This window comes from Butyrivibrio sp. YAB3001 (assembly GCF_900112195.1).
GTDB lineage: Bacteria > Bacillota > Clostridia > Lachnospirales > Lachnospiraceae > Butyrivibrio.
Window position 1 is genome coordinate 1 of the sequence record NZ_FOKR01000019.1, and the last position, 20,398, is coordinate 20,398.

Annotated in this window: 13 protein-coding genes and 1 pseudogene; 6 read left to right on the forward strand and 8 right to left on the reverse strand. The window is 32.0% G+C overall.

What is annotated here, in order from left to right; genetic code table 11:
* Positions 1 to 182, forward strand: a pseudogene (locus BM086_RS16395) (IS110 family transposase); the annotation flags it as partial.
* Positions 183 to 343: 161 nt separating this feature from the next.
* Positions 344 to 1,171: an MATE family efflux transporter gene (locus tag BM086_RS16400; protein WP_242952244.1), complete on the forward strand. Its 828-nt coding sequence runs from the start codon at positions 344 to 346 to the stop codon at positions 1,169 to 1,171.
* A gap of 9 nt (positions 1,172 to 1,180) precedes the next feature.
* Here the strand turns inward: BM086_RS16400 and BM086_RS16405 are convergent, their stop codons facing one another.
* Together BM086_RS16405 and BM086_RS16410 are read right to left on the reverse strand one after the other, a co-directional pair.
* Complete coding sequence (locus BM086_RS16405) at positions 1,181 to 3,001, reverse strand: sensor domain-containing diguanylate cyclase (protein ID WP_092329630.1); 1,821 nt, start codon at positions 2,999 to 3,001, stop codon at positions 1,181 to 1,183.
* 118 nt (positions 3,002 to 3,119) lie between these two features.
* Entirely contained in the window at positions 3,120 to 4,517 is a 1,398-nt protein-coding gene (locus BM086_RS16410; protein WP_092329632.1) for a sensor domain-containing diguanylate cyclase, read from the reverse strand.
* 185 nt (positions 4,518 to 4,702) lie between these two features.
* On the opposite strand from BM086_RS16410, the gene BM086_RS16415 reads away from it, so the two are divergent.
* Positions 4,703 to 5,950 (forward strand): extracellular solute-binding protein, encoded by a 1,248-nt coding sequence (locus BM086_RS16415; protein WP_175560332.1) that lies wholly within the window; start codon positions 4,703 to 4,705, stop codon positions 5,948 to 5,950.
* Between the two features lie 284 nt (positions 5,951 to 6,234).
* On the opposite strand, the gene larC is transcribed toward BM086_RS16415, so the two are convergent.
* From larC to BM086_RS16435, 4 genes are all read right to left on the reverse strand, one after another.
* A complete protein-coding gene (larC, locus tag BM086_RS16420; protein ID WP_092329636.1) occupies positions 6,235 to 7,473 on the reverse strand; it encodes a nickel pincer cofactor biosynthesis protein LarC in 1,239 nt (412 codons plus the stop codon).
* A gap of 179 nt (positions 7,474 to 7,652) precedes the next feature.
* Positions 7,653 to 7,997, reverse strand: a complete 345-nt coding sequence (hypA, locus tag BM086_RS16425; protein WP_242952245.1) for a hydrogenase maturation nickel metallochaperone HypA — start codon at positions 7,995 to 7,997, stop codon at positions 7,653 to 7,655.
* Positions 7,998 to 8,030: 33 nt separating this feature from the next.
* Positions 8,031 to 9,341 carry an ATP-binding protein gene (locus BM086_RS16430; protein WP_092329638.1) on the reverse strand — a complete coding sequence of 437 codons (1,311 nt, stop codon included), beginning with the start codon at positions 9,339 to 9,341 and terminating at the stop codon, positions 8,031 to 8,033.
* Between the two features lie 110 nt (positions 9,342 to 9,451).
* Complete coding sequence (locus tag BM086_RS16435; protein WP_092329640.1) at positions 9,452 to 10,618, reverse strand: replication initiation protein; 1,167 nt, start codon at positions 10,616 to 10,618, stop codon at positions 9,452 to 9,454.
* A 4,795-nt stretch (positions 10,619 to 15,413) separates the two neighbouring features.
* Here BM086_RS16435 and BM086_RS16440 point away from each other — a divergent pair.
* Positions 15,414 to 16,238 (forward strand): ParA family protein, encoded by an 825-nt coding sequence (locus BM086_RS16440; protein WP_175560333.1) that lies wholly within the window; start codon positions 15,414 to 15,416, stop codon positions 16,236 to 16,238.
* Positions 16,239 to 16,241: 3 nt separating this feature from the next.
* The gene (locus BM086_RS16445; RefSeq protein WP_092329644.1) at positions 16,242 to 17,201 is read left to right on the forward strand and encodes a hypothetical protein; all 960 of its coding nucleotides are present in this window, start codon (positions 16,242 to 16,244) and stop codon (positions 17,199 to 17,201) included.
* Positions 17,202 to 17,247: 46 nt separating this feature from the next.
* Here the strand turns inward: BM086_RS16445 and BM086_RS16450 are convergent, their stop codons facing one another.
* Positions 17,248 to 17,532: an HU family DNA-binding protein gene (locus BM086_RS16450; RefSeq protein WP_092329646.1), complete on the reverse strand. Its 285-nt coding sequence runs from the start codon at positions 17,530 to 17,532 to the stop codon at positions 17,248 to 17,250.
* Positions 17,533 to 17,695: 163 nt separating this feature from the next.
* Positions 17,696 to 19,045 (reverse strand): MATE family efflux transporter, encoded by a 1,350-nt coding sequence (locus tag BM086_RS16455; protein WP_092329648.1) that lies wholly within the window; start codon positions 19,043 to 19,045, stop codon positions 17,696 to 17,698.
* A 383-nt stretch (positions 19,046 to 19,428) separates the two neighbouring features.
* On the opposite strand from BM086_RS16455, the gene BM086_RS16460 reads away from it, so the two are divergent.
* Positions 19,429 to 20,376: a type I phosphomannose isomerase catalytic subunit gene (locus BM086_RS16460; protein ID WP_092329650.1), complete on the forward strand. Its 948-nt coding sequence runs from the start codon at positions 19,429 to 19,431 to the stop codon at positions 20,374 to 20,376.
* Positions 20,377 to 20,398 lie beyond the last annotated feature (22 nt).

Consider the following 20,398-nt stretch of genomic DNA (forward strand, 5'->3'; position numbering starts at 1 on the left):
ATGCGCTGTTTAACGCCACTATCTACGTCTGCCATTGGGATCCGACGTTCAATGAATACCTCGCCAAAAAGCGGGCTGAAGGAAAGCATTATTATGTTGCTGTATCTCATGCTGCCAAGAAACTCGTGAGATTGATATATCAGCTCGAGAAATCGCATCAGCCATACAACAAAGCAGCTTAACTAATTCCATACAAGTCTTCTTTCAAGAGCATCTCAGGCGATGCTCTATTTGTCATACAGTTTTCAAGGTGCTGATTACGATGAATAAGTCATCGTTGCTCTATTTTAAACTTTTCTGTTTCAAATCATTTTTTATTGACAATCTTTAATAGTTAGTCTTTTTGAATATTTTTCTCGATCTTTTCTTTGTTATCAATCTTAAGATGGGAGTAGCAGGAGCAGCCTATGCAACTATTATTTCACAGTTTATTTCTGCTATATTAACAATAGCTGTTTTATTTAGAAGTAAAGAATGTTACAAGCTTAATATAAAAGAAATGACTATAGACAGATCAATTTTATCCCAGATAATCACAGTAGGAATGCCGGTTGGAATCCAAGCGGCTGTTATTTCATTTTCAAACCTTTTTGTGCAGAGTTATATTAATCAATTCGGAAAAAGCAGCACCGCAGGATGGGGCGCCTATGGAAGAATTGATGCCTTCGTAATGCTTCCTATGCAGAGCATATCTATGACAGCAACAACATTTGTTGGCCAGAATGCCGGCGCAGGCAATGTAGACCGCATTAAAAAAGGGATTCGTGAATCCCTCTTTCTTGCTGCGATATGTACAATAGCGCTTGTTATCCCTGAATTCCTTGCTGCGCCTTCAATTGTATCTATGTTCAATTCAGATCCTGAAGTTGTCAAATACGGAACTCTTTTTATCAGAATGAATTGTTTTTTTGACATACTATGTTGCAGTAACCAGACACACGCAGGCGCTCTTCGTGGTGTGGGAGACGCTAAGGCTCCTATGTTTATCATGCTTAGCTCATTTGTTGTTTTCAGACAGATATATCTGTTTATAGCATCTCACCTGACTACATCCATCTATCCAATCTCCATCGCTTATCCGGCAGGATGGCTTGTATGTAGCATCATTATGTTGATCTATTTCAGACACAGTAATTGGGAAAAGAAAATTGATCCGAATTATTGTGCATAAAACGACTTCCTAGCACCTGTCAGAGCTTCGCCTTCTGTTATTCTTTCTGTAATAGTTTGCCTTATCCTCGTACATCAGAGTATCCGCGCATTTCATTATCTTATCAAGATTTCCAGATACTGCGCCCCAGTCCCATCCAATTGCCACAGAAATATTTTCAGCTTCTTCAAAATCTTTTTTCAGGCTCTCGCAAAGCTCCATAAAACTATCTTTTGCCACTTTGGAGACAATAATAACAAATTCATCTCCTCCTGCTCTATATATGTTTTCTCTGTTGAATCTACGTTTCATAACGCTGCAGATTCGTTTTAAAAGTTCATCTCCTGCTTCATGTCCCTGAGTGTCATTCACCTGCTTAAGTCCGTTTGCATCTGCATAAAGAACCCCCACGCTGTAATGACGCTTTTTAAGCCTTTTGGCTGTCATTTCCATCGCGCTTCGATTTTTTACGCCGCAAAGGGCATCATAAACGCTTTTTCTTTCTAATTCTTCCATGAGCCTTTTTCTGCCAAATTCTGAAGAAAGAAAGTAGGAAATAGTTTCCATAAGCTCTTTTACATCAACATCTATCCCGTCAAAAGAATTGAGTGCTCCGAAGTAACCGATAAGCTTTTCTTCGTCATAAATCGGTATCTCAATCAATGATTTTATATTGAGATATTTGCACTTATCATAAAGCTTTGGATGTCCATCTTTTATTGATTCCACATCATTAAGAACAAGGCTGAATGCTCCCGGATACTCAGCCTCCCAGTTTAGCAAGTCTTCTTTTGCCATATTCTGGAAACGGTCAATTGCCGATTCTGTTCCATTATTTACCCACTCATACGTCTCTGAAAAGCAGTTTTCTTTTGTGCACTCAATAATGTATATACGTTCTGCTCCTACTGCCTCTCCTACTGATTTGATTATCTCATTTATGGCTATTTCAAGTGGCAATCCACTGTGTAAAAGCTTTGTGCAATTAATGATTATATTATCAGTTCTCCACTCCATTCCAAGCTTTTCGGTGTTCATATGCTCTTTGGTAACATCTTCAAATAGCACAGCACATCTGCCGGGTGAAGCAGCCTGATCCGTTATTAGACAGAACCATTTCTCAAAGTGCCTTAGATAAAAGATTCTTCTGTCTCTTTTACCGTTATATGCCGCGTCATAAAACATCTTAATTACCGGCTTTTCCTCTTCCCTGAGCATTGAAAGAAAGTTGAGCCCAAGTATCTTTGAAAAATCCAGTTTAAGAAGCTTTGACAATCTGTTACTTGCATAAATAAGGTTTATTTCTTTGAGCTCCTCCGCGCTTTCTCCTTCTAACTGAAAAACTGCATATGCAAGAGGAAGGTCATTAAATAGGCGAACATAATCATTTTTTATCAAAATATGTTCGGTTTCATAATCAACATCTCTAATACAGACAAGAAACGTTCCTTCATCTGCAAAAGAAGGTTTAAGAACAATAAACGCTTTCCAAACATACGTCCCGCCATCCACACGTGCGCGGAAATATGCCATACTAAAGTTCTTATCTGAATCATTAAAACGCTCCTGTATATTAATAGGATCCGCATATTCAAGATAATTGTCTATATCATTGGGATGAATATGCTTTTTGGCAAATACCTTAATATAATCCATGAAATGGCTTTCCCCAATTTCAAAGCCACTCCCGCTCGTATATAGCCTTTTTATGCTAAGATCAGTTATATTAAGAAGATTAACATAGTCATAGAGTGAATATAGCGCTTTAAATAACTCATACTTTTCTTTTTCCGGACTATTCTGTTCAATTATTGGCGCATTAATTAGAGCTTCATCCTTTTTATTTACCATAGTACGTTACCTACCTATGAATCTCTATACAAATTACTCTCCTTGAAAATCCGGCTCAAAATGCCCTGTAATAAGCGTTAAAAATCCATTTTTATAAATAATATCAGATGTTATTCCTTTAACCATGCCTTCTTTCGTGGTTTTTATAGTAATCGGACTTGCTCTCATACATTGCCTCGTCCGCCTCACGTACCAATGCTTTTATATTCTTTGAATCTTCCGACCATACATAGCCGATTGAAACTGTATCTTTTTTTATTTTTCCCTTTAGTTTTTTTATCATCGCTTCAAAAGCGTCTTCAGTTATTTCAGGTATAAGAACTATGAATTCATCTCCACCAATTCTATAGCAGTGCTTCTTATTAAACACAGAAGCAAATATTGAAGCAGTGTCCCTTATCAGTTCATCTCCTGCCTCATGTCCTTCATCATCATTCATAACTTTCAGACCATTGATATCCGAATAGCAGACGCCTACCGGCATTGATACATCTGCCAGAAGCATGAGTGTCTGATTAAGAGAGTATCTATTACCCAATCCGGTCAATGAATCATGACTTCCCATATACATCATTTCCTTGGTCAAAATCCTGTTTCTCATCTCGGCAGCAACAAATATTGCCACTGATTCCATTGCCTCTACCACATCAAGCGCAATTACATTGGAATAATTGTCTGCAACCAAATATCCCAAAACATCCTTTTTATCTCTTAAAGGAATAATGATGTATCTTGCAATACTTCCGGCAAGCAGATCATTGTAGAGATTTGGATATTGCTCTGCCATTGTAGCTGTATCATTAACAACAACAAGATTTCTTCCCTCTAACTGATTTCTCCAAATTGAGATTATGTCATATTTTTCAAACGCTTTTTTTGTAGGAAGATTTGAATTTCTGGCATCACTAAGCCAAATATGTACGTCATTTGCACGATTATCCTTATTTGTTTCAACTATATACACTCTGTCTGCGGCAATAGCTTTTCCAAGGATTTTTAGTACTTTTTTTATTCCTTTTCCGTATTCAGCAGACGAAACTGCTGTAGCACATTCAATGATCAGTCTATTGGTGTTTGTAGTCAATGTATTAGTTTCTTCGTGCCTTTTTGTAGCTGTAACATCATGGATTATAAACGCGCAAAAACCCTTCTGATAAACAGGGACAGCCCAAAACTCATACCATTTATCATCTCTGGAATTGTAAGTCCTCATTATTGAAGATTGACGCAGAATTGCTGCCTGATAGCTGAATTTTATCCAGTCTTCATCCCTGTTTTCCACGGTTTTATAGTATGTGCACCCTATAAGTTCCGCAGGTTTTTTCCTCACAAGCTGACCATACTTGTCATTTGCAAAAAGAAACAGCATATCCCTAACTGTTCCAAATGGATCCGTCAAGACTTTAAATATACAACAGGCATCAGGTAAGTCTTTTAGCATGTACAAAATATCCCCGGCTGCAAAATCTATTAAGGATCCATATCCAATTTTCCCATCGCTACTGACTTTTTCCATACATTTTTCTCCAAAACATTGTTAATCCCGACATCTCATAATAAATTATACAGCAAATGGTTAAATTATGCACTTTTTTATATGTATTTTGTACATTTTAAAAGTTTATCATAAGATTATTTTCTTTTCATTTATTCCCTAACGCATTATGGTAAAATAAAATTGCTATTATGCGGAGGTGCATTATGAAGAATAAGCTATTTTCCATAGTTATTGCGTTTATTTTCATTTTTGCTTTAATTGCATGCGGCTCAACAAGTAATTCTTTAAATAATTCTGACAAAGCTGTCAATTCTGATTCTGCAACTATTACGGTTGCTGCAAGAGACGGCTCACATTCTGATGTTATAAACGCTGTAAAATCAGCTTTTGAGCAGTCACATAATTGTCAGATTAAAATCGTATCACTATCTGCAGAAGATATACATGATAATGCAATAGCTGACTCAGGTAATGATATAGGCCAGTATGATGTTATTATGATTGATGATCCTTTAATGCCTGAATATATCGAGAAAGATATATTATGCAATCTAACACAGCTTGGATACATTGACGATGAAGATTTCGTTGAGAAATCGCGTCTTTTAGGAAAAGATCCTTATCCTCTTGGCGCAACTTATGCTTTACCCTTTTCAGGTAACGTTCAGCTTATTTTTTATAATAAAGAGCTGTTAGGTGACTCACCCGATCTGTCAAACTGGGAGTCAATTCTTCAAACCTGTCTTAAGGTCAAAGCTTCAGGAAATGATGGCTACGCCATAAGGGGACAGACCGGTAATCCTATTGTTTCTGACTTTTTACCGATTCTATGGGCTTTTGGCGGTGATATTTTTGATGAAAACAACAATGTTGTATTAGATAGCTCAGAAAGTCGTGATGCTCTGTCTTTTTATTGTGATTTAAAAGAAACTGGCAGTAATTACGACAAAAATGCTTTGATTGACGCTGTAACAAGCGGAAAAGCATCAATTGCACTGGGATGGCCTTCCTGGTTCATATCAGAAAATGGTTCTTCCGCTGAAATAGCTCAGATTCCTGGAAAAAAAGATTCTTCATCAGTTGTGTTATCAACAGGTGAGATTGGGAACTGGCTGCTAGGCATCACTACAAATTCAGCAAATAAAGAATTATCACTTGAACTGATAAAATATCTCACAAGTGAAAGCGTTCAAAGACAAGCGTTGAGTTTTGGAGGAATACCCACAAGAAAAAGTATATTCCGGGATAAGGAGATACTTAAGGAATATCCATTTTTTGACGCAATTTACTTAGGCACAAATAACTCCAGAGTTCGTCCCAGAACTACAAAATGGTCCAAAATAGAAGATGTATTTGGCGCTGAACTGGTAAAATGCCTAAATAATGAGCAATCAATTGACCAAACAATTGTTAATTCTCAAAAAGCAATTGAGCTTTTAAAGAATGAATGAAGAAAAATCATGAATCATATTCTAACAACCCCCGCAATAAATGCGTGTTTCTGAAATTATATTTAAGAATACATAAAAACAAAACATCGCCGTTGAAGTATTATCCAACGGCGATGTTTTTATCAATTAGTGTCATTCCCTTTTTATACACCTTCACTGACTTTGTAAGTCAATATTTTTCCTTAATGTAATATTTGCGCATCAGTCGCATCCATAACGGAGCGTTTTTTATTTCATAGGAATGCGAAGCAATTTCCTCTCCAATAAAAATGGCACATTCTGCGTCACTGGTCTTCTCCACAAATTTCACGCTTCAGCTCAATTATAGATTTGCCGGTTCTTCTTGCTATACCTGCCAGATCATCATATTCCCACTTTTCACGTGTAACATTATATCCAAAAGCTATTTTTTTTCTGATTTCGCCATAAGGAGTATCAAATTTCTTGATCTCTCTTGCAAGCACGTATCTGTTACATACATTTTCCCGTATTCCAATAGTTGTTGTATGCTTAAATATTTGCTGAACGATTTTATCCCTTAAATCCATGTTGCATAAACAAACCAAAACAATTCCTGGTCTGTCTTTTTTCATATCAGCTGATATTGTATATACTTCAAGCGCTCCTGCCTCAAATAATGCTTCTTTTGCAAATCCAATTTCTTCCGCAGTCATATCGTCTATATTACATGTTAACTCTATGATCTGTTCATTTTCTTCCTGAGTCTCTCCCCATAATACTCGTACCACATTAGCCTGTTTAAAATCTTTTTTCCCTAATCCATATCCTGTTTTTATTACAGACATTACGGGCTGATAAGAAAACTCATCTGCAAAATACTTTACAAGCGCTGCTCCTGTTGGTGTACACAATTCAGACTTGATTGTCTGACTTTCATAATATGGTATTCCCAAAAGAAGATTTAACGTCGCCGGAGCAGGCACTGGAAGTATTCCATGCGCACATTTTACAGTTCCACTTCCTACATTTATAGGCGATACGATTACTCTGTCAGGGCTCAGTTTATGCATCATAAAACACGTAGCTGTTATATCTGCAATAGCATCCATCGCTCCGATTTCATGAAAATGAACATGTGAAACAGGTACTCCATGAGCTTTGCTCTCTGCCTCAGCAAGCAATGTATATATCTCTCTAATATCACTTTTTACTTCTCTTGAAAGATTTGCTGATTCGATAATATCTTCGATTTCATGTAAAGAATTATGATGGTGATGATCATCATGATCGTGCTCTTGATGTTTCACATCACCATCCAGCACATGTTCATCTGTATAATTATTGTCATTTACAAGTTCTTCTTCTCCGTTAACAAGAACAGCTAACTGGTTTCCTCTTATTCCACACTTATCTGCTTCTTTTCGCTCAAAAACAACTCCCCTGAGCCCTATATCATTAAGCTCTCCAACAATAGCTTTTTGGTCATCAAACAGCCCCAATAAAGCTGCACCTAACATATCACCGGCTATACCCATTTTGCACTCAATATAAAGCGTTTTCATAAGGTCCTCCTGTTGTGGTATATAATATATATACTTTATTTATAATTTCATTTCTGCTGTTTTTTACTTAGTTGCTCCAATTTATGGCATTACAGATCATTTAACGAACACGTTATTGAGTTGATACTTTAATATATATATATTATATTAAATATATGATATTTTCTTATGTCGTTCTTTTACTCAATTTCCAAGTTTTTTAATGTAACTCCCTTGCCTTCAATGATATGTGCCTTTCTTCCTCCACAGTGAGGGCACAGATACCTGTTTTCCTTCTGAGGATAATATTCATTATTGCACTCTTCACATAAGGCTTTTACAGGAACTTCTTCACAGACAAGCTCTGCGCCTTCCAGCATTGTTCCCTTTGAAGCCTCCGGGAAATATTTGTGCATATAGTATGGCATTACGCCACTTGTCTTTCCAATTTCAATAACAATCGCTTTTATTCTCTTTGCATTATTATCTCTGGCAACTTCTTCAGCCAGATTGACCATTTTAGCTATGTAACTCATTTCATGCATCTATATCATCCTGCTTTGTAAATAATCTCATTATTATTCGTTTGAAGTGCCTGCAAGATGATTAATAAACTGTCTTGCCGTTCTTCCTGAGATTCCGCCGTGATTCAATTCCCATCTATCCGCTTCCAGAGTAAGCTCTTCGTCAGGTATCTGCAGATTCTCTCTTCGGGCTAATTCTTTTACTATTTCATGATATTCCTGTCTTGCCGGCTTATAATAACCTATTGTAACACCAAATCTGTTTGCTAATGAAAGCTTTTCTTCCATGGTATCTGACCTGTGAATATCGCCATCCTGTTCCACATCTCTTCTATCTTTCCAGGTTTCTTTTATCAAATGTCGCCTATTTGATGTAGCATAGATCAATATATTATCCGGTCTTGTTTCAACTCCACCCTCTATTAAAGCCTTTAAGAATTTGTAATCTGACTCGTCGTCCTCAAATGACAGATCATCCATATATATGATGAATTTATAATTTCTGTTTTTTATCTGAGAAATCAATTGTGATAAGAGCCTGAATTGATGCTTATATATCTCTATCATTCTTAATCCATCAGAATAGTACTCGTTAACAATAGCCTTAATACTTGTTGATTTTCCTGTACCACTGTCTCCAAAAAGTAACACATTATTCGCTTTTTTACCGGACACAAATGCTTTGGTATTATCAATCAGTTTTCTTTTCTGGATCTCATATCCTACCAGATCATCCAAGAGCACGGTCTCCATATTGTTGATTGGGCTAAAATCAACCTTCCCATCAGGTAACTCACTTATTCTAAATGCCTTATTAAGACCAAATATTCCTACACCAATTTTTTTATAAAATCTAGTTATAACATTAAAGAATTCATCAGCATTTTCACTAGCTTCGAGTTTACTACTCAATTCTCTTACTTTTTCACTTACATTTACATTATACATCAACTCAGGTTTATCAATCGCTTTATAATCAGTGATGCAAGAGAAACAATCGATATTTAATTCCGACTCTAATATTCCAAAGTCATAATTAAAAAGCTTTCTGAATGCCTCAAAATCATTCATAGCAAAATGATTGACGGTTCCTTGCTTACTTCCCACTTTCTCACAAGTCAGAGTAAATGGATTCTCATCCATTACTAGCAAATACGTCAGATAATTGTGCCAAAGATTTTTATCAAATGCAAAAGCAGTTCCCAATACCAACAACTTTTTTATCTGCTTATAAATTCTCGATATTAGATCATTTTTATCAAAATGCCCACTATGAAAATCTCGATATACTTCTGCTAATTCCATTAAAATTGAGTCTTTAGGCATATCACCATAGATCAATAATTTTGATACTATTCTTTCCATTTCTCCTCCTTAAGCAAAGTATATCGCATGCTATTTTATTTGCTATTATTTTATATTTTATAAAAACCATAAAAGCGATATATGTTATATAGCATATATCGCCTCTATAATTAATTATCCAGTAAGATCTTTTCTAATTCATCAAAATTTCCATTATCATTTTGGTCAAAATTATTAAATGCATTCTTTTTAGGATACATTGGCTTTGCAGCATTATTATAGTACTCATTTTTTATGCATTCCTTGATAAACGCAATCGGTACATCTATTTTTGTAGCATAATTTTGCATGTATTCATATGCTTTGCTGATCTTATCTATATCATATTCAGCAAATTCTGCTATTTCCCTGATTTCTTTCCCCTTAAAATCATCGTGTAAAAGATCAACAAGTTCATCTAATACATCATCCTTATTGATCACTTGCTGTTTTTCCTTGCTCACTGCGGGATCTTCGATTTTCACAAAGAATCTTATTCCTACAGTCCTTCTTCCGCTTTTGATTGGTTCATAATCAATTTCAAGACTAGTCTTCTTATTCAGCTCTTCCTTGGCCTTACTAAGAACATTTCTATTGAAAATCTTATATTCCTTATATTTCGTCTGACCGGTTTTTTCAGCAAGTTCTTCTATTCTGTCATAATCAGGATTATCTTTTTCAAGCTCATTCTTTATTTCCTTACTTCCACCAGAAGTAATAATGCCTAATTCAAGCTTTAGCTCTGTTAATTTGTATTCTATTACCAGTTCACCGGCTTCTTTTGTCAGGTACTTTTGATAATCGTATCTCGATTTAAGCATTTCATATAATCTTAGTGAATACACGCTTTTTAAACTAAGTGTATCCGCCAGGCTCAGCAAGGTATAATTTTTCTTTAAATTTACTATTTTATCAGTAAGTGAGTTGTTATATCTTAATACAAGTGTACCATCTTTAAAATAGGCATCTGTAACAACCTGATGCGCCTCTATTTTGCCATTTTCTTTATCTTTCATTAAAAGATTCCAGTCAAATATAGTTGCGCCTTTTATCTGACGATCACATAACGATTCTATATGCTCATACAATGAACCTGATGTTGAGTTAAACATCTTTCTTAAATCTGATCCATAAATAGTTGCTACAGCATTGTTAGTCTTATCAATCGTTATGTTATTCATTCCTATAGCAAATAATTTCTGACTTAAAGCAGTTCCTTTTCCCATGGCATTTATAAGCTCATTTGATTTAGGATAGCTCTTGCTTACTATCAGTTGTTCTCTATTTTTATTTTCCATAATCCCCCCATCTTACTAATATTTTAGAAGAATATGTTCTGTGTTATAATTACTCCTCATGAAGCCACTACAATCTGTAAACATAAACCAAAGGTATACCAGAGATCATTCCCTTTTTGTATACCTTAAAATTTCTTTTTTTATTCCTTTTTATATCACCTTTAATTGGAATAGTTATAATAACATTCCCTTTTTATTAACTTTAGTTAATATTATATTCCCTTTTTTGTCACTTTCAAGTAAAATTTCCCTATTTCTTCATATTTTTTCATTTTCTCTTTATATTTCAAATTGACTGTATTAGTCGTTCAATATAATTCCCATTTTATGCACCTTTTTCTTTATCGGCTGCTTGAATAACAATTATTGACCAATTAACATTGACCGATTTAGTTATTCTTAATCCCTTTTGCATCACCTTTTACACCCTTTAATTATACTTTTTAATCTAAAAAGTTATATTCTATATCCCAAAAGTCCGTCCCTTATTCTCTCCGCTTAGTCCTTCCCTTTTTAGTCACCTTATGGTTCCCTTTTATGTCACCTTTATTTTTCTTAGCTCGTTATTATTTTCTAAAATCCGCTTATTTACTACATTTTTCCTCTCTTTATGCATATGAGTTCTTATACGCATTTGTATTAGTTGCAGCTTCCCTTTTTAGTCACCTTTATTGATTGTATTCCAATATCTATTTATTTTCATGCCCCTATCCTGCTCTACTTTCCTCATACCTTCATGAAATCTCATAATAGTATGACCCATGTTCCCTTTTTATACACCACTAATTCCCTTTTTAGTCACCTTTATTCATAAAATTACACTTTTGCATATTTTTATGCCCTAATCCTGCCCTTTTTTTCTTATTTCCATTACTTCCATTACAAATTTTCATCATGGATTTCTCTGTTCCCTTTTTATACACTACTAATTCCCTTTTTAGTCACCTGTTTAGTCCCGGATATAAAACTCAAGGACTACATGTAATTACAAAATTTACTTTTTCCTATTGTTTCACGGTGTTTTTTTGCCTATAACGTTATAAATACCTGGATAAATCTGTTCTTCTTATTATTCTTCTTTTTAACTGCATACTATTTGAAATATATATTTCTGGGCAATTTTACCTTTCCAGTAACTTTTTTCTAATAATATTTATATAATAATTATTTTGCATTCCCCTTTTATACTCTATCCATTCCCTTTTTAGTCACCTAAAAAATGAGGCCATTACTTCTATATATTTAGCAGCAATTTTAATGCACAGATTTCTCCTTTAAGCGAAAATAACACTTCATTAATACTCTTAATTGCTTTTAACAGGTACTGTATTGCAATGATAGGTATTAAATATTTCACATAGAGATCACCAGATTAACTTTTATAGACTAAAATTATTGTAAATATTCACTACTATATCTCAGATCAAAAAAGCAATAAATAAAACTTTTACAGACATACGAAAGTTTTATTTATTGCTTTAAGCTTAAGTATTTTAAATGAAAGTACTATATCAATATTCCCTTTTTAGTCACCCTTTATTCCTTTTTACTACACTTTTTATTCCTTTTTAGTTCACTTTTCGGTAAGAAAACTAGAACCCCCTTTTATACACCTGATATTCCTATTTGCTGCACTTTTGAATCCCTTTTATATCACTTTTCATACCTTTTATATACACCTTAAAAGCCAAAATGTCAGTATTTATGCGGTTTTAACCCTTTATTAATTAATAACAAATTGTAGTTATATTTTAATAATATAAAACACAAAACATTCTAAAGTGTTATAAACATATTTATATTTTAATTATAGAAATGAATATTTCATAAATAAAAGAGTTTAAGAATAATATATAACATATGCAATATCTAATTTAATGCAGATATAATATGTAAATTAGATACGCTCAAAATCTTTGCATTCTATTATGAAATGAAGATATATTATTGTTTAGCAGGCTATAAACAATAATTTTTATATGCTAAATAATTAAATACATACTTAATTATATTAAATAATTTCATCAATAGGATTATATTGATGAAATTAAAAGGTCTATATATTAATGATTTATATTGGTTAATATAATAGTTCTTAATTCTTTATAAAAACATTTATTCAATAAAATCAAATTCTTTCTTATCAATTTATTATGCCAGATTTTTTTTTATTTTTGTATTTTGGATCAAATGATAACCAGATCAACATGATACTAAAATTGAATATAAAATTAATTTAAGATATCATTAAATATGAAATGGTATATTTTTTAAAACAAATTGAAATAATTTAAAAATATATATGTAAATTATGTTATTTTATTGACTTTTTCAGTCATACTATTCTAGTTAATATTTAATTTATATTTACTTTATAATTAGGAAAATATCATATGAGATTAAATAAAGAATTAATATTATTGTTTTTATCATGAAAACACTGTGTATTTGAAAAGATGGAATTAGCGAACAGATAAAGACGATAATACGTATATGCAAGATAATATGCAAATATCTGATTTTAACTTGCATAATTTTAATATATATTTTTTTTATATACTAAATACCTGATAACATGTCATTTAATCTTGTATTATTTATCTTGCATCTGTATGTTCTGATTTTTTATAAAAAATTTATAATTCTATAATTCATTTTTAATTCTTTTAAATGCATATTTATATGTTAATCGCTATTTAAAATTCAAATAAATGAGAAATGAACAAAAATGTAATGTTTATTGATTATTATTAATGCATTTTAAATATTTAATACTTCAGTTATATATATAATTGATCAGTTTCTCATCTATTCTGTTTTTTATTCTGGAAAAATAAAATAATAAAGTTGTATATATAATATTATTTATATAATTATCTAATATTATATATCTATTATACACTATATTTTTGATATACGCCATCCATAATATATAAATATAATATGGATAAAATAACATTATTAAAATATATAACTAGTATAACACATATAATCGATATGCAATATACATTAAATAACATATACAGTATATAAAATATAAATACAAATATTTGATATGTTATATGTTTAGAATATATATAATAATGAATATTTTAAAAAGACTATATTTAATTATCTGAACTATGCTTCCAAACATATTTTTTAAGTAAGTACTACTGGTGATTTCAGCTATAAAATCGATGAATAAAAAAACTCACATTTTTTCATTCATTCTGATTTAATAAATTATATATATGCAACATGCAAAATATAAAAAAAAAAAAAAAAAAAAATATATATATATATATATATATATATATATATAATGCAAATAAAATATATAGAAAATACAGATATATAATATATAACACGTATAAAATATATAGAAAATACATATATATAATATATTACGCATATAAAATATATATGTATGATAAATATTTAAAATATATAACAAGTATAAAATAAATAATATGCTATATATGAAATATATAGCAAATATAATATTAATATATAACACATATATATAATATTATGCATATATAAGACAAACATATATAAGATAAAGTATGCATATAAGAGATATAATATATAAAATTATATATAGCATATAAGTTATAAAGGTAAAATATAGATAATAAACATGATATATAAGATATACATAAAATGTGAATATGTATAATATATAATATATCTAATAAAAAAAAGATAAATAACATAATTATAAAAAAATATATGATAGAAATGATAACAAATATACAGAGTATATTATATATATAAATTAAGAAGCATATATAATAAAGTAAACATATATAACATAAATATAATACGATTTAATAATATAAGACATATAAGATATAAATAATATACAAAATGCTAAATAAGATATCTAGACTATGCAAAATATACAATATATATAAAGTATATTATACAAATATATTAAACGAGGTGCCAGGAAATGTGTTAATCGATCGATAATTAAAAAAATATATACAAGATATATAATATGTATATCATTATTTTCTAATTATTGTACTTCATAAATTGATATTTTTCAGCGTTATGCGATGTTTATAATATAAATATATAACATATATAAAGATACAGTTTTAACAGAGCGGAGATTTATGAAATATTTATTTAAATAAATCATTTGAAGAATTTCAAATATATAACAAATATAGTATAAATATAATATAGAAAAAATAATATAAGTATTGATCAATATAAAATATATAATTATATATGATATATAACATTAAGATTGGGCGAATAATTAACCATGATATGTATATAGTATACACACAATGTAATATATATGAATAATACAAGCTACATAATATATATATATATATATATATATATATTATGTAGAATAAAATGTGAGTGCGCGGTATCTGTAACATGAATACCATATAAAATATATATAACATAAAAACGCAAAATATATATTGAATATAAGATACATAACATACAAATATATAATATATATAAACAGATCTAAAGTAATAAAAAGCATATAATATATATAATAAATATGTATAATATAATAATTGTGTATAGAAAAATTAAAAATATTATGTATAGATAAATTATATAATATATAAAGAAAATACAAATATAACACATAAAATATACATAAGTGCTACAATATATGTAGGTTATATAACATATACATCATTTATGCCATATATTTTGAATATTATTTATTGATTATAAATACATTTTTTATTATAATAATAAGGCTGCAACAATTTAATGGAGACAGACTTTAAAAGAATTAAAATAATTACTTAATAAAAATATGGGAGGAAATATGCGTACAATTGCATTTAGTAATCAAAAAGGCGGCGTTGCAAAGACTACATCAAGCTATGCTATGGCTGTTGGTCTTGCAAACAGGGGGTATAAAGTACTTGTAATAGACGCTGATCCACAGGAAAACTTATCAATGTCAGCCGGAATAGATTTAAACGAAGTGGATCCAGATCCTGAAGATATTGAAGAATTAACAGAGGAACAACAAGAATTATTTTACAAGAATGTTCCAGCAAAGTTATTTGAAGTAATGGCGAAGCAAAAAGATGTAAATAAAGCGATTATTCCAATAGCAGAAAATTTAGATCTAATAGTTGGTGGAATTGATCTTGCTTCTGCAGATATGACATTTAATGGAATTGGTAGAGAAAGATTGATCAAAGAGGCTTTTGAGAATATCAAGAAAGACTATGATTTTTGTGTAATTGATTGTAGTCCTGCGCTTGGAGTTGTTCTTATGAATATTTTAACCGTTGCTGATGAGGTTATTATTCCACTTGAACCTGGAGCTTATTCATTGCAGGGATTATCAAGATTATACAAGTTTATAGATCAGATACATGACTATACTAACGATAAGCTTAGAGTTGATGGAATTCTTGTAACAAAGGTTAGAAATACTGCTAATGCGAAAATCTGGATTGATGATATAGAGGATAAAGCTGAACTTTTGGGAACTAAAGTATATAAATCCAGGATCAGATTGAACGTTTCAGTAGAAGAAGCACAGACAATGAAAAAGAGTCTGTTTGAATATGCAGGTGGTTCATCTGCTGCACGTGATTATGATGATTTTATTGATGAATTTTTGGAGGAGGAATGATAAATGCCAAGCAAAGCAAGTAAACTGAAGACTGGCGTAAATAAGACATCCAGAGGACTCTTTCAGGGAATGCAGCCATTGTCGGGCGCGCAAGAAGAGCAAAAAGTAGAAGAAGTGAAAGCAGAAGATAAAACATCCGAAGTTGTAAAAGAAGAGCCTAAAAAGGAAGAAGTAGTTGAGCAGGTTTCTACAACAGAAGAAGTAATCACTGATGTAGATGTTAAGGAAGAGGATATTCAGGAAAATACAGTTAAGGAAGAAATTGTTGAAGAAAAAGAGGAAGAATCTGAGATTAAACCTGTAGAAAATAATAATTCTTATACAAACAACAATGTTATTTCAACTCCTGAACAGAATATTTCAGAAGAAACAGTAGTGAATAATTCTCAGATTATTGCTGAAGAAAAGGTTCAAACACAAATTCAGAATGATGTGATGCAGCAAATGCCAACAATTCATCAGCAGCCGGTAATGAATCCTAATTTGCAATATGTTCAGCCAGTACAGCAAGAAATCCAATACCAACAGCCTATGAATGAACAGATGATGCAGCCTCAGTATCAGCAATATATGCAACAGATTCCGAATCAGCAATACCAGCAAAGACCAGTATATACACAGCAAATAGCTGAGCCCATGAGAATGGAACAGCAGATTTATAGAAATGAATCTTCTAATATGTACAATCAGAATGTAGTAATGCCAAAGCAGACTATGCCTGAATACAAAGAAAAGAAGACTCCTTCAAAGGATGCTTCCAAGAAAGACAGCAGATATGAAAAAGATAAATTTCTTTTGCTTGATATTAGAGGATATAGGGATTATGTAGAGCATATGGCAAAAGCAGCAAATATGTCCGCTACAAAATATATCAGAAATCTAATTGAGCAGGATATGAGAATAAATATGGATATATATCAGGCTCATAAAGAATTAGAAGAAAGATTAAGAGAAAGAAGATAATAAAAAAACCCTTGAAGTTATTGGCTTCAAGGGCATTTTTATATAATTATTTCTTTTTGCCGTTAACAGCATCTTTAAGAGCTTTACCAGCCTTAAATTTAGGAACTGTAGCTGCAGGAATCTTAATAGCATCGCCAGTCTGAGGATTCTTACCTGTTCTGGCAGCTCTTTTTGCAGTCTCGAATGTACCGAAACCAACAAGCTGAACTTTACCTTTTTTCTTAAGCTCCTTAGAAACAGCATCTGTGAAAGCCTTAACAGCTTTTTCAGAATCTTTCTTAGAAAGACCAGTTTCCTTTGCAATAGCATCAACAAGTTCTGTCTTATTCATTGTAATTACCTCCCTCAAATTGAGTATTTTTTACTACCACGTAAAATTTTACTCCCATTTTCTGCACAATACAATAACCTAGGTGCGAAAAAGTGCAAAAAATATAGCTTTTTTTAGTGAACTAAATAAAAAGAAGGCAATATATCAAATATCTAAACAATAATTACATTGTTGAAACAGTGCTAGTGTACAATTTTTTGAAAAAGAATGTTGATAGGCACAAGGATGCTATCTCTGCAATAGGGAAAGCCCACCAAACATTGCTTAAAACGCCAGTCTGAGACAAGAGCCATGCAGCAGGAATAAGAACAACAAGCTGTCTTCCAACTGAAACAATGAGTGAGAAAAAGCTTTTTGAGAAAGCCTGGAAAATCGATCCCATTGCAATACAAACACCGGCAAGAGGGAATGAAAGGCTGATTATTCTAAGTGCCGGAATACCTATAGAAACCATATCTTCTGAGGCATTAAATAATGAAAGCAAAAATGCAGGAATAGTTAAGAAACAAACAGTTCCTACAACCATAATTGAAACAGCAAGCAAAAGTGCAAAGCGCAAAGCTTCTTTAATACGCTGTTTGTTACGTGCGCCGTAATTGTATGCAAGTACAGGAATGATACCATTATTAAGTCCAAATACAGGCATAAAGAAGAAACTTTGAAGCTTGAAATAAACTCCAAATACAGCAGTAGCTGTTGATGAGAATGAACCTAAAATCAGGTTCATTAAATAAGTCATTATAGAGCCTATAGACATCATTAAGATTGAAGGCACACCTACATAGTAAATATCAAAAATAGTCTTCTTAGAGGGCTTTAAAATGCGTTTTAAGGATATATTAATCTCATTGTTGAACTTAATATTACAAAACAGACCAATCATAGCAGCAACAACCTGACCAAGAACAGTTGCATAAGCTGCACCTGCTACTCCAAGGGCAGGGAATGGACCAATGCCGAAAATAAGAAGTGGATCGAAAATAATATTGATAATGGCACCTGTAGCCTGGGAAATCATACTAAAAATGGTTTTACCGGTAGACTGAAGAAGTCGTTCAAAGGTAATCTGATAAAAAATACCAAATGAAAGACAACAAATAATAGTGAGATATTCTGTTCCATAAGCGATGATTTCATCAATATTTGTCTGTGTTTTGATGAATGCTCCGGTGAAAAACAAACCAATAACCAAAAAGACAATGAAGTTTAAAAATGTAAGAAAAAGACCATTGTTAGCTGCACTGTCAGAGTTTTCAAATTTCTTTTCACCCAGAGATCTTGATAAAAGTGCATTTATTCCTACGCCGGTACCTGAACCAAGGGCAATCATCAAGTTCTGCATAGGAAAAGCAAGAGTAACAGCAGTGAGTGCATTTTCGCTTATTTTAGCAACGAAGATACTGTCAACGACATTATAAAGAGCTTGCACCAGCATTGAGATCATCATTGGAAGAGACATTGAAATTATCAGTTGTTTAATAGGCATAACACCCATTTTGTTTTCTTTTGCCATATAAAATCCTTTCTATAATTAAAAATGAAAACATAAAATTTAATGAGTACAAAGAACATGATTAAAATGTACAAAATTAAATATCAAAAAAGATACGGCATAAAAGTATAACAAAAAACATATAGAAATACTAGTACAGCATTGCAAACAAAAGTAGCCCATATTACGTAGGTGATGAAGTTCAACTATTATTTAAAGCAGGTCAATAATCAGATTTACGGAAAATCTACAGTATAATCTGCAATGTACCATGAAATAGTTGATTTAAATAATAAAGAATGGCACACTGGTAAAAATAAGATAATTCATGTATAATCAGTGCACGCTGAAGAAGAAAATAAATGAAGATTATATATGATAGATAGGTTATATAAGGAGAAAAAATGAGCATATTTATACTGAAACCAATATGTAAAGATTATTTATGGGGCGGCCATAAATTGGTTGAAAAATATAATGTTGATTTTGAGGGAGATATATGTGCAGAGGCTTGGAGCCTTTCCTGCCATAAAGATGGGCAATCTATTATTTCTAATGGCACCTTTAAAGGAATGACATTGGCAGAAGTGATTGAGAAGAATGGAAATGACATGCTTGGAGAAAACTGCAAGAAATACGAGGAATTTCCTATCCTGATCAAGCTGATCGATGCAAAAAAATCACTGTCTATTCAGGTGCATCCTGATGACGAATATGCGCTTGAACATGAAAATCAGTATGGAAAAACAGAAATGTGGTATGTACTTGAAGCGGAAAAAGATGCTTTCTTGTACCAGGGCTTTGATAAAGAAATCTCAAAAGAAGAATTTGAGCAGAGAATCAGAGAAAATACGCTTACAGAAGTTTTGCATAAAGAATATGTTAACCCGGGCGATGTTATTTTTATAACACCGGGGACGCTTCATTCAATAGGAGCCGGAATTCTTGTCGCAGAAATACAGCAAAGTTCCAATGTGACCTACAGAATATATGATTACGGAAGAGTCGGAGCTGATGGAAAGCCAAGACAGCTCCATATACAGCAGTCACTGGATGTAACAAAGATTGAGAAGCCGGTTAAGTACAGATCAAATGACGAACATCTGGTTAACTGCGAGTATTTCTGTGTTGATAACATCGAAATAAATGACGGAGAAATATATACGTATAATGCAGATACAAGCTCATTTGTCAGTCTTTTGATAGTAGACGGTGAAGGACTAGTTTGCTCAGAAAATGAAGAATATTCGGTAAAAAAAGGTGATTCAGTATTCATTTCTGCAGGCACAGGATGTTTTGAAGTAAAAGGAAATATGAAGCTTCTGCAAACAACATTGCCATCTCAAAAGTAATTGTTAATCGGAGGGGAAAACT